Origin of the sequence: Pseudomonas caspiana, from assembly GCF_040224095.2 — a bacterium.
Lineage (GTDB): Bacteria > Pseudomonadota > Gammaproteobacteria > Pseudomonadales > Pseudomonadaceae > Aquipseudomonas > Aquipseudomonas caspiana.
The window spans coordinates 553,929-566,057 of the sequence record NZ_CP167995.1; the positions used below are offsets into that span (position 1 = coordinate 553,929).

At 52.6% G+C, this 12,129-nt stretch carries 8 protein-coding genes; 3 read left to right on the forward strand and 5 right to left on the reverse strand.

Translation table 11 applies throughout. The features are described from left to right. Positions 1-46 precede the first annotated feature (46 nt). From ABRP31_RS02580 to ABRP31_RS02590, 3 genes are read left to right on the forward strand one after another with little or no spacing between them, the layout of a single operon-like run. The gene (locus ABRP31_RS02580) at positions 47-874 is read left to right on the forward strand and encodes an ABC transporter permease (protein WP_349972421.1); all 828 of its coding nucleotides are present in this window, start codon (positions 47-49) and stop codon (positions 872-874) included. Beyond that, positions 864-2,261: an ABC transporter ATP-binding protein gene (locus ABRP31_RS02585; RefSeq protein ID WP_349972422.1), complete on the forward strand. Its 1,398-nt coding sequence runs from the start codon at positions 864-866 to the stop codon at positions 2,259-2,261. The genes ABRP31_RS02580 and ABRP31_RS02585 overlap by 11 nt, the downstream gene beginning before the upstream one ends. After that, complete coding sequence (locus tag ABRP31_RS02590) at positions 2,221-6,588, forward strand: glycosyltransferase (RefSeq protein ID WP_349972423.1); 4,368 nt, start codon at positions 2,221-2,223, stop codon at positions 6,586-6,588. Before ABRP31_RS02585 ends, ABRP31_RS02590 begins: the two co-directional genes overlap by 41 nt. Here ABRP31_RS02590 and ABRP31_RS02595 read toward each other — a convergent pair. The 5 genes from ABRP31_RS02595 to ABRP31_RS02615 form a co-directional block, all read right to left on the reverse strand. Then, on the reverse strand, positions 6,585-9,137 hold the full coding sequence (locus tag ABRP31_RS02595; protein ID WP_349972424.1) for a hypothetical protein: 2,553 nt from the start codon (positions 9,135-9,137) through the stop codon (positions 6,585-6,587). The genes ABRP31_RS02590 and ABRP31_RS02595 overlap by 4 nt on opposite strands. Continuing rightward, positions 9,134-9,472 carry an EamA family transporter gene (locus ABRP31_RS02600; RefSeq protein ID WP_349972425.1) on the reverse strand — a complete coding sequence of 113 codons (339 nt, stop codon included), beginning with the start codon at positions 9,470-9,472 and terminating at the stop codon, positions 9,134-9,136. Before ABRP31_RS02600 ends, ABRP31_RS02595 begins: the two co-directional genes overlap by 4 nt. After that, positions 9,469-10,485: a glycosyltransferase family 2 protein gene (locus tag ABRP31_RS02605; protein ID WP_349972427.1), complete on the reverse strand. Its 1,017-nt coding sequence runs from the start codon at positions 10,483-10,485 to the stop codon at positions 9,469-9,471. The genes ABRP31_RS02600 and ABRP31_RS02605 overlap by 4 nt, the downstream gene beginning before the upstream one ends. A gap of 203 nt (positions 10,486-10,688) precedes the next feature. Further along, a complete protein-coding gene (locus tag ABRP31_RS02610) occupies positions 10,689-11,405 on the reverse strand; it encodes a class I SAM-dependent methyltransferase (protein WP_349972429.1) in 717 nt (238 codons plus the stop codon). Between the two features lie 339 nt (positions 11,406-11,744). Further along, positions 11,745-12,128 carry a hypothetical protein gene (locus ABRP31_RS02615; protein WP_087266685.1) on the reverse strand — a complete coding sequence of 128 codons (384 nt, stop codon included), beginning with the start codon at positions 12,126-12,128 and terminating at the stop codon, positions 11,745-11,747. Position 12,129: the final 1 nt, after the last annotated feature.

Genomic DNA, 12,129 nt, shown 5'->3' on the forward strand with positions numbered 1-12,129 from the left:
CTGGCGTTGCTTCAAGACTGATTTTTATAAGGAGCTTCGTATTAACGTGAACCCCCATCTTACGCCTGGGGCCGACCCCCTGAGTCTTATTCGCAGCCTGTGGCATTATCGTCAACTTATTGCTGTCATGACCAAGCGAGAAGTCATAGGCCGTTATCGCGGCTCGGTAATGGGGTTGGCCTGGTCTTTCTTTAATCCTGTCCTGATGCTTGCTGTTTATACCTTTGTTTTCTCGGAAATCTTTCAAGCGCGCTGGGTTGGTCAAGAGACCGGCAGAGGTGGTTTTACGATCCTTCTATTCGTAGGGATGATTGTGCATGGACTGTTTTCCGAGTGCGCCAACCGCTCACCCGCGCTGATTATTTCAAACAGCAATTACGTAAAGAAGGTCGTTTTTCCGCTGGAAATCCTCACGATCGTTACCTTGGGATCTGCCCTGTTTCATACCTTCATCAGCTTGGTAGTTTTGCTGGTTGCGCAGTTTTTATTGACTCAACAGTTGCAAGTCAGCGCACTGTTTTTTCCATTGATACTACTGCCCTTGGTCATCGCGACGTCAGGTGTCAGTTGGGGGCTGTCTGCACTGGGTGTTTATCTGCGTGATGTGGGGCAAGTTATCGTGGTTCTCACCACGGTGTTGCTGTTTTTATCACCGGTACTTTATCCCGTAGCGGCATTGCCAGCAGCCTACCAACCCTGGCTGAAACTAAATCCGCTGACATACATCATCGAGGAAAGTCGCAATGTGCTACTGCTCGGAAAGTTTCCGCAGTGGGACAGTCTGGCGACAGCGATGTTGATAGCGCTGGCGATTGCCGCAGCGGGGTTTTGGTTTTTCCAGAAAACCCGCAAGGGGTTCGCCGATGTCATCTGAAGAAAATGTCATCAGCGTACGCGATATTTCAAAATGCTTTCATACCTACGAAAAACCTTTTGATCGACTCAAGCACTCCATCATTCCCCGCCTGCAACGCAAACTCGGATCCCCTGTAACGTCTTATGGCCGAGAATTCTGGGCACTGCGCAACATCGATTTTGACGTTCGGCGCGGTGAAACCGTCGGCATCGTTGGGCGCAATGGCTCAGGAAAGTCCACGTTGCTGCAGATTATCTGTGGGACTTTGACGCCATCGAGTGGGGTCATACACACCCAGGGTCGGGTCGCGGCGTTGCTTGAGTTGGGGTCCGGCTTCAACCCGGAGTTCACCGGGCGAGAAAATGTCTATCTGAATGCTGCGGTGCTCGGTCTGGACCATGAAGAGGTCGATCAGCGCTTTGATGCCATTGCCAGCTTTGCGGATATTGGTGAGTTCATCGATCAGCCGGTCAAGGCATATTCCAGTGGCATGGTGGTCCGTCTTGCTTTCGCGGTACAGGCTCAGGTGGACCCCGACATTCTGGTCGTCGACGAGGCGCTTTCGGTCGGTGATGCGCGATTCCAGGCCAAATGCTTCAAGCGGCTGCGGCAGTTGAAAAACAATGGCACCAGCATTCTGTTGGTGACTCATGCCAGCGAGCAGGTGGTCACTCACTGCGATCGTGCCGTTCTGTTGGAGCAAGGACGAATTGAGATGCTCGGCCCAGCCAGGCCGGTGATCAATCGTTATCTGGATATCCTCTTTGGCCGCGATAAACCTGCGGATGTGCTTGAGATTTCTCCGTCGAAATCGTTGCCTGTTTCCGACCCTGGCTTATCCGGCACACCTTCAGCGACGCTTCTTTTTGAGCGTAATGCCTATGCCTCGCGTGACGGGTTCAACCCGCATGAATATCGATGGGGGGACGGCGCTGCCAGCGTGCTGGATTTTCAACTTTTCGCCAATGGTCAGCGGTTCCCCACGCTTATCGAACCTGGAGCCGAAGTGACGTTACATCTGGCTATTCGTTTCCACCGAATGGTCATCAATCCGATTCTTGGTTTTACGATAAAGACCAAGGAGGGCGTGACCGTTTATGGCACCAACTCTTTGCTGCTCGCGTGTTCCACCACGCAGACACTTGGCTCGCCCGGCTCCCATGCCATTGCCTGTCTGAGGTTCGTTAACCGACTCGCCAGCGGCGACTACTTCATCTCCATTGGCGTTGCCTCTCGGAACGGTGAGGACATCGTTCCCCATGATCGTCGTTACGACTCCATTCATTTCGTTGTGCCTTCAACCCCGCAAGCGCTTGGCCTTATAGATCTGGCCGTCACTATGGATATCGATCAGGTGCCTGAACATGATCAAGCTTCAAGAGAAGGGATACCGCTTCAACCCTGAAACCGGCATATGGGTGCGTGACGATTATCAGGGGCTTGCTTATAGCGATGGTGACGAAAGCGAGGAGCGCCTTGCTCAAATCATTCGCGACGCCTATGACCTTTCAGTGTTATCCACAGAGCTCAGCCAGCATTGCACTGATTGGGCGTCGCTTTATCACCTCGGGACGGCGCGAGGCAACATTCTTCGTCCTTTTGAAGCGTTTTTTTCGGGGCGCGTACTTGAAATTGGTGCCGGTTGCGGTGCCATTACTCGCTATCTTGGAGAGTGCGGCGGTTCAGTTTTGAGTCTGGAGGGCAGCGTTCGCCGTGCGCGTATAGCATCAAGCCGTACCCGGGACCTGCCGAATGTGAGGGTTTTTGCCGAGCGCTTCGATGATTTTGTAAGTGATGAAAAATTCGACGTCATCACACTAATAGGCGTACTGGAATATGCCAGTGTGTTCAGCCGCGACGAAGATGCCGCGCTCAGCATGCTCAGACGTGTTCACGATTTTCTGTCGCCGGAGGGCAAGCTGATTCTGGCCATCGAGAACCAATTGGGCTTGAAGTATTTCGCTGGTGCTCCCGAAGACCATATTAACGTGCCTATGTATGGCATTGAGGGCAGATACGTTAAGGGGCAACCGCAAACCTTTGGCCGTAAAAAGCTGGAAAACCTGCTTCGAATAGCCGGCTTTGGTCATGCGGAGTTTCTCTACCCAGCGCCGGACTACAAACTCCCCAGCTCGATAACTACTGAGCAGGGCTTTGAGTTGGTGTCATTCGACGCAGCAGCGCTAGCATCGCAGAACGTCAAAAAGGATCCCCAACTACCCGGTGTGACCGGCTTCAATCTGGAGCGAACATGGCCTGTGGTGATTGAAAACGGGCTGGGTTCAGCCCTGGCCAACTCCTTTTTGATCGCGGCTAGCCGCACAGCTTCGATAATGCTGACCCCCGATGTTTTGGCGTACCACTACAATACCGGTCGAAGACCGGCCTTCTGTAAGGAAACGCGTTTTGTCAGGACGGCCACCGAGATAGAAGTGCGTCATGTCTCTTTGGTCAGCTCTGTAGAGGAGGTGCATCAGGGCGATTTTCGGCAATGTCTTTCACAGGTAGATGCCTACGTCAAAGGCAAACCGTTGAGTCAGCGATTCCTTAACATCGCGACCACACCTGATTGGAATATCCATGACTTTGGCTTGTTTCTGAATCAATACCTGTGCGTATTGAGAACTTTGCTCGGCATGGAAAATCAGCCATTTGCACTGACTCAGGCATGTGAAAGGCTCCCTGATACATTCATTGATGCCGTGCCCCACAACATCCTGATTGCTGAAAATGGCACACCATCACTGATCGATGTTGAATGGGAAATATCCGGTGGCGTGGAGTTGGGCCATCTCCTGCTGCGAGCACTGTTGTTGCTGATTGCCAATGCCACTCCATTCCACCCTAGCATCATGCCGCCCAGTCGCCGTTTTTTTGTCGAGGAAAGTCTGCGTAGAGCGGGCATCCTGGTTTCAGACGATGACCTGACCCGCTATATCGGCCGTGAGGCACAGTTTCAAGCTTTTGTAACGGGACGTTCGGCCAGTGAGTTCCTTGATTGGAAGCCCGATGAGCCGATCAATCAGAAGGTGGTGCCTGTGCAGGCACCGCTGCACACCAAGCTTTATTACAGTAATGGCGATGGTGAGTTCAAAGAATCCGCCTGCCTCGCACGGCAGTTGATTCCCGGGCATCAACGGCTGCAGTTTTCGTTTTCAAAAATCCCCGTGCGGCTCCGGCGGTTAAGACTTGATCCGGTGGACCAGAAGGTATCGTTCGCGCTGGATAACGTCCGCCTGCTCAGGGGGGGCAACGAAGTCTGGGCGTGGGATCGTAATGTCGAGAGTCTCATTGCTACCTCCGGGCTGATGAGGGTCGACAAGTCCGGTACTCCGGTCTTCTTCCTGAGTCTGGACGACGATCCTTACCTGGAGTTACCGGTCGATCTGTCTTTCATTGATGACGTCCAGCATCTCAGTCTGCACCTTGACCTGGTGCTCTACACCGATGAGGTCATGGCGCGGTTGGTCAGCGTTGAGCTTAATACCGTCACTCAGTATCAACAGGCGCTCCAGAGTTCATTGGCACCGCTGGCCGAGCAAATCCAGACGCTGAGCCGAAGTGTGGGAGATCTGGGGCGGGTCACCAATGGCCTGGCCGAAAGCGTTGCTGAAACTGATCATGAAACTATTGAGACCATCGAGCGCCTGCTGAACGATCAGCATGAAATTGTCAGTCAGCGCGACGCGCAGATCGAGCTTCTGAGGCACGCTTTGCTGACGCAGCAGGTCGACAAAGACACCTTGATCCATCGTTTGAACCTGCACATCATCGCGCTAGAGGCTTCATACAGCCGCAGGCTTGCAGCGCCCATACGTAAATCGATCGGTGCGATCAGGCGTGTCAAACGCCTCTCGGCAATGGTCCCCTCGATGGTCCAGCGTGGTGGCGGGTTGACGGAAACTATCGGCCGGACGGTTCGAGTTCTCAAGCAACACGGCGTAAAGGGACTCGTCGACCGGGTGCGCTGGTTCAGCGGCACCGATCATGACCAGGACGAAAAACCACTGGATCCAGAGGTACCCAGCCGCCACGACTATGAGGCCTGGATCAAGCGCTATGACACGTTGAGCGTCCCGTCGCGTTGGGAGATAACCGAACATATCCGCACCTGGGAAAAAAAACCGCTGATTTCCATCATCATGCCGGTGTTCGATCCTCCACTGGACCTACTTCGGGCCGCCATCGACAGCGTGCGTTATCAGCTATATCCCCATTGGGAGCTGTGTATTGCCGATGACGGCTCTACCAACGCGGATGTTCGACACTACCTTGACCAACTCCAGCACGACGACCAGCAGATCAAAGTGGTGTTCCGCGAACACAACGGTCATATCTGTGCAGCCAGTAACTCAGCCATTGCGCTCGCCACCGGGGAATACCTGGCGCTTATGGATAACGATGACCTGATTGCCGAGCACGCCTTGTACTGGGTGGCACGGGCCATCGTGGAAACCCCAGGCGTTGGTCTTATCTACTCGGATGAAGACAAAGTCGATCTGCAGGGCAAACGCAGCAGTGCTTATTTCAAGCCGGACTGGAATGCGTTTCTGTTTCGCTCGCAGAACATGATTTGCCACTTGGGCGTATACCGACGCGATATTGTTGAGCAAGCCGGAGGTTTTCGTCTGGGGTTCGAGGGCGCGCAGGATTACGACTTGGCCATGCGCTGTATTGAACTGCTGACGCCGAGCCAGATCGTGCACATCCCCCGCGTGCTTTATCACTGGCGAATTCACGAGGGCAGCACCGCTCAAGGGGGCGATCAGAAGCCGTATGCGGCAGAGGCTGGCGTCAAAGCGCTGAACGAGCATCTGCAACGGCAATCCATGGCTGCTCACGCAGAATTACTGCCCATGGGCATGTATCGGGTTCGTCATCGGTTGCCCGATGTTTTGCCACTGGTGAGTCTCATCATTCCAACGCGCAATGCGCATGCATTGGTCAAACAATGCATCGAAAGCATTCGACAACTGACGACCTATGAAAACTACGAAATCATTCTCGTGGATAACGGCTCTGACGACGATGAGTCGCTTCGCTATTTCGCTGGGCTGGAAAGCGAGACTGATGTGCGGGTGATACGCGATGACCGACCTTTCAATTATTCGGCGCTGAATAATCTCGCAGTGAGTCAGGCCAACGGCGAATTGGTAGCGCTGATCAATAACGATATTGAAGTCATCAGCCCGGATTGGCTGGAGGAAATGGTGTCGCTGGCACTGCTGCCGGAGGTGGGGGCTGTGGGCGCTCGGCTCTGGTATCCCGATGACCGGCTCCAGCATGCTGGTGTCATCATCGGGGTAGGCGGAGTCGCCGGACACTCACACAAGTACCTGCCCAAAGGAGAGTACGGCTATTTTTGTCGTGCTTCATTGATCCAGGAAATGTCCGCTGTCACGGCTGCATGCATGGTCATCAGAAAGTCAGTCTTCGAGCAGGTCAACGGCCTGGATGAGGTCAACCTCAAAGTCGCCTTCAACGATGTCGATTTCTGTTTACGCGTTCGGGAAGCAGGTTACGTGAATGTGTATACGCCGTTTGCTGAGCTGTATCACCACGAGTCGGCGACTCGTGGGGCGGAAGACACGCGACGCAAGAAAAAGCGCTTCAAGGGTGAGATCGACTACATGCTCTCAAGGTGGCCAGCGATCAAGATGGATTACGCCTACAACCCCAACCTGACCCTGGACCATGAAGACTTCGGCCTTGCGTGGCCGCCGCGTGTTTAGTTGACTGTGAACGCGCTCCAGCCATTTAACGATGTCATGAATGACAGGCTTGCATTGGCGGCTAACGCTGTCTTCTGGGCATCCGTCGCGAGCACCAACTGTGCGCCTGACAGGCGAAAATCAAAGCTCTGGAGTTTTATCGTAACCCTCACGAGATCGAGACTCGGATTATCGATTACGACATTTTCGCCAGCGCCCTGCGTCCCTGTGTATAAAACATGTTGATATCGGTTGTAGGCCTTTGATTGACTGCTTGAGGGATCGAGGCGTGACCACAGGGATTTCTGCGGGTAATAAAAAACACCGTTCACGATCGGCATCCCTGCGGCAGCCAGAAACATGGGGCCGACAGGGTTATCGATCATCAGGATTTTTTTATGTTTGAGCGCGTCGGCCAATTTGACGTTGGTCTCGGGACCGCCCGCTATTTTTATTGATCGAGGCGCTATGTTCACCGGATTGAACATTACAGTGGTCGCCAAGGAAAGGCCCAGGCTCGTGACGATGAAGCTTTTCAAATTTCGCGTGATCAAAAAGTAACTTATTGCGGCAACGGTAAAGAGCATTGCGGTCATGATGCCGGGCGTGAGCCCGGTCAGGAGTGAGCTATCCAACTGCCTGATGTTTCGGTAAACGATGTATACCCAGGCCAAGGCCGCACCGGCCGCGAGCACTGACACGGTAGCTGTGGGTGCATTTCGTCCATCTTGCCACCTGCCCGAAAATAGCTGGTGCGTCAGCACTAACGTCGCTAGTCCCAAGGCAAGGTCAGCGCGCGGCGCGGGGACATGGCTCCACAGCAGGATCTTCGACAGACCGGCAGGCAGTCCGACGAACATGTAAAAAAGGATAAAGCCGGTAATCAGGGTGATCGACCATTCCAGAGCATTTAGCGGCTGATAGATAGCGCGAAGCATTAGCAGGACGCCTAGGGGCAGTAGCAGGTAATAGAATGAAGCGATCTCGCTCTGGTTACTAAAAGTACTGCTCAAGTGGGTCAGCGTCGAAATATTGGTAAAACCGCGCAACAGTACAGGCAGCGTCATCCCTCCTCCAGTCGCCAGACGTTGGCCTGGATAAACTGTCTGAGCCATGGTGTGAATGGCATGACTGGCATCCATCCACCATGCGCCGACGATTACCCCGGCAATACTGAGCGCACCGATAAAAGTGATGACCCTGCGGGTTGTGAACGCCCGGTATGATTTCTCTTTGATCAGAATGCCAATCGTCAGCGCGACGAACACGTAGCCCACAGTAATCTGCCAGGCGGGGTAGAGCACGAAGACGAATCCGGCTCCTGCGATACCGAGCAAAAGACCGAATACAAATAATGCGAAGGCTGATGAGGTGTGGAATATCCGTAGGGCAGATAGAAAAATAATGCAGGGAAAGAAAACTGTGTAAGCCGGCCAGTTTGACCACCCCACGATGTAAGGCGCGCAGCAGAAAAGTCCTGAAAACAGAAAACCTTGCTTCCAGTGAGCGTCTGAAAGCCGGTTGAGCACATAGGCCAGGGCGAGGAAACAGCCCACAATTGGAAAGCACCAATTCCACGAAAGTGCTCGCTTCAAATCAAACAGAAAGAACCCCCAGGTCGCGGGTTTCGCTACGGCTGAAACATGAGCAACCGGGGCCCCCGTCATGCCCACAACCAGCATGTTCTGCCCATCTTCACCTATATTTTTGTTCACAACGGGAAATCGGGGTTCATGGTTGTATTGGGCGATTGCCAGTGGCGTAATAACCAGCCATTCATCACTTCTTATTGCCTGATTGCTGGCCATGACATTAATGCTGTCGACCTGGATGAACGGCGCGCTGGCCTGGCCCAGCTGTAAAGATGAACCCGTTAGCCCCATGCTCACGAACAACAACGAAACCAGCAGTACTGCTAGACTGAAGAAAGATGGTTCAGATACCCTGATTCCGAACCGACTTCTAATCAGGTCGGTCAGATGAGCTGACTTCATGAAGCACGTCACCAGAAATATCAGCGCGCAGGCGATGCTTATCTTTACAGTCCGTATAAGGCTTTTCTCTTCTCGGTGAGTCGCCTCTATAGAAACGGTTTGCGAGGCGTCTGAGGTTGCCAGCCTGATTGTGTGTCCCGACGCGGTTTTTGCATCGGCTGACACGGTGTAGTGTCCTGCTTTGACCTCATCCGGCAACTCGAAGGACACCTTCCAGCCGGAGTTCAGCCAGTCGGCACGGCCTGTGCTGCCGACGACGTCAGGTCTGGGAAAATTTTCGAAGCCACCTTCATATACCGGTTTTCCGTTGAATGAGATGCTGACCGTCGTGAGCGTCATGTTGGGCTGGTTGGTTGCGGCCCAGCCAAGTACGTTCACGCGTTGACCGTCAAACGAGATTGTGTCTACGTGCCCCTTTGCGTCGATAATCGTCCCGCTTGGCGAGGAACCCGCCCACACACTGGCGGCCAGAAATGCTCCGATTAAGATGACAAGCAGTCTGTGGAATGGCATGAGCTGACGACTGATCGATCGGGTCAAAAAGGTTATCGTCCGCACTTTCTGTGCCCCTTTCATGCTCTCACCGCGATGACAATACCTGCGATGATCAGCGCAACACCGACAAAGTATTGAGGTTGGAATTTCTCACCCAGTAGCAAATGACTGGCCATGGGGACGATGACAAAAGCCAGGGCCATTAATGGATATATTTTGCCGAGCTCTACCTTTTGCAGTATCCATACCCAGCCAAGAGTCGTGAGGCCGTACAGTGCCAGTGCGATAAAGAAATAGACCATTGCGGACATATCGAAAAAGGTGCCAGCTTTGTGCAGTGATGTGGCGCTGAGCTTGAAAAGTATTTGCCCCGCCGCCAGGCCGAGTACGCAAATCAATGCAATGAAATAGGTCATGAGTTGAGGGTTCTTTTCGAGCCTGAATTATCGACGTAGTGGTGCTTTAAATGCAGTGGGCGTTTTGGAATCGATTGGACGTCGTACCCGATAAAGGCAAGGATAAGCTGAGTACCCAACAAAACAGGCAAGGCGGAAAGCATGACGGTCCCTGCTGAGGTAACCGTCCCGGTATGAATAGAATCCATCCAGTGCCAAAGGCCGAAAACTGTACCGAATAGCAACAGAATGATCCCCAGAGGGAGCTCAAAGGAGGCCAGTGACATGTCGCGTAAGTAGTAGTTATAGAAGATGCGTTTAGCGGTGTTACGAATATTCTTCACCAGGAACTCGCTCGCAATTCGGGAGATTTTCAAGTTGCTGATTTCGTCGGCGTACTGGGCGTCCATGGGAATATCAATGACGACTGCGCGCAGCGTATTGAGTCGAAATAGCATGTCGGTTTCGAAGAAGTAGCGACTGCTTATTTTGCCCAGCGGTAAAATTTTCACCACGTTCAGATGAATAGCGGTATAGCCATTGGTGGGATCGAATAGGTCCCAATAACCAGAGGACAGTTTGGTCATGAAAGACAGCGCGGTGTTACCTAACAAACGCGTCGTGGGCATTTGCCGAATTTCTTCGAGATTATAAAATCGATTTCCTTTTGTATAGTCTGCTTCGCCAGACAAGATAGGTGCGATGAAGTCAGGTATCAAAGCCGGGTTCATTTGGCCGTCGCCATCGACTTTGACAATGATGCTCATGCTTTCGGCCAACGCCGCCACATAACCGGCCATCACAGCGCCACCCACGCCCCTATTCTCAGGGTTGAAAATGACTTTCACACGCGGATCTGTGCAATGCTCCTTGACGAAAAGCCCAGTCCCTTCCGGGCATTTGTCATCGACCACATAGATGCGAGTAACTTCACGACCAATTAATTTTATGACTGAAAGTATGTGTCGGCAGACCTTGAAGCATGGAATTACGACAGCGACTTTGGGTTCCAGGTAGACCAGGTTTGACGTCATTTGATTGGCAGCCTTCTGTTCCTAAAATCATGTTTAATTGATTCAGAAAAACAAACGCTACTACCAATGAGCGCTAATCTGTGGGGGCGTTTTCACTATACATCATCTTGGGGGAAGCACGCATCGAACCCGATGGGGAATTAATTCATCCACAAGAGTGTCTGTTTTATTTACACTCCTGAGGTGTTAAGCAGTTGTTACAATCAGGCTGCTGTCAGAGGTTTTTTGATAGTCGTGTTGAATGAAAAGAAAAGATTTAAATCAATGGAAGGGACGGGCAGCGGCCACCAATGCTCTTGAGCGCGATTGAAGTAGTGACGAAGGATCGCGATAAGATTATTACAAGCGTTGACATGCTCACGTGCCATGACGTAATCGTATGCAATCCCCTGAGCAATCGCATTTTTTCGAGGCCCCAGATGGCGGCCGAGTCGCCATGCCATGCCTGGATCGGTGGGTATCAAAATGGACAATGTCCCTCCGGGTTTCAACACCCTTATCCACTCCTTGAGGGCGAGATGGGGTTGATAAATATGTTCCAGCACATGGGTGGCAATCACACGATCAAATGTATTGTCCGAATAGTCTAATTGACCGCCTTTTTGCACTTCGAATAACAGCTTTCCTCGAGCTAACGCTGTAGTCTTCGCTTTTGCCACCTCAAGCGTTTTGTGATCCATATCGCTGAGTGTGTACTCGCCAAATCCATGCTTGACGAACGGCAGGTGCTCTCCGGTACCAGCTCCAATCTCGAGCACCTTTGAGAAATAGTCTGCGCAGGTAAAGTCTTTTTCTACGAGCCGGTGGCTGGCGCGCATCACAAACGCCTGCAAGGGGCTCACGTAATTGGCGTCATCGTAAACTTCAGAAAAGCGCTCTCTGTATTCGGTCCAGGCCTGATCTTCGTTTTCTGTCTGCACTTTTTTTCTCCACGAATGAAAGTGTCATCGAGCGGATACTTCATCGCGTCATTACACAGGCCCGTCAATATAGTAGACAGGATGGATCTCGGCATTGTTGGAGCGACGAAATGTTCAGGCGCCGGGAGGTATCTGCCTGGGATTCTGGATTTCTTACAAAGGAAAATTGGGGTGGCTGTCGACCGCTTTCATCTACTGCGCAGCAGGTATCTCGCTACCCATTTTGAAGTTGTTCCCAAGCGACATCATCTATCTGATCGCACGCAAGGATTGAGCTGCCTGTTCCGCAGAAAAAACTAAGCCCGGCAAAAGCCGGGCTGGAGGAAGAGCTTTTACACATTAGCTCAGACGATTAGCACCCACGTGATCAGCACCATCAGCAGCTACACGGTTTGCACCCACGTGGTCGGCACCATCAGCAGCTACGCGGTTTGCACCCACGTGATCAGCGCCATCAGCAGCTACGCGGTTTGCACCCACGTGGTCAGCGCCATCAGCAGCTACGCGGTTTGCACCAACGCGATCAGCACCATCAGCAGCCAGGCGGCTTGCACCGACGTTGGTATGAGCAGTGCCACCTTCAGCTACGACAATAGTGGCCGGAGTTGGGTCGATCAGGTTGGTGTTGTCATTGCCTGGAAGGCTTGGCAACTGTGGGGAAGCGAAAACACTTGAAGCCAGAACGGAGAAGGTAAGGCCGAAGATCAGTTGTGAAGTTTTCATG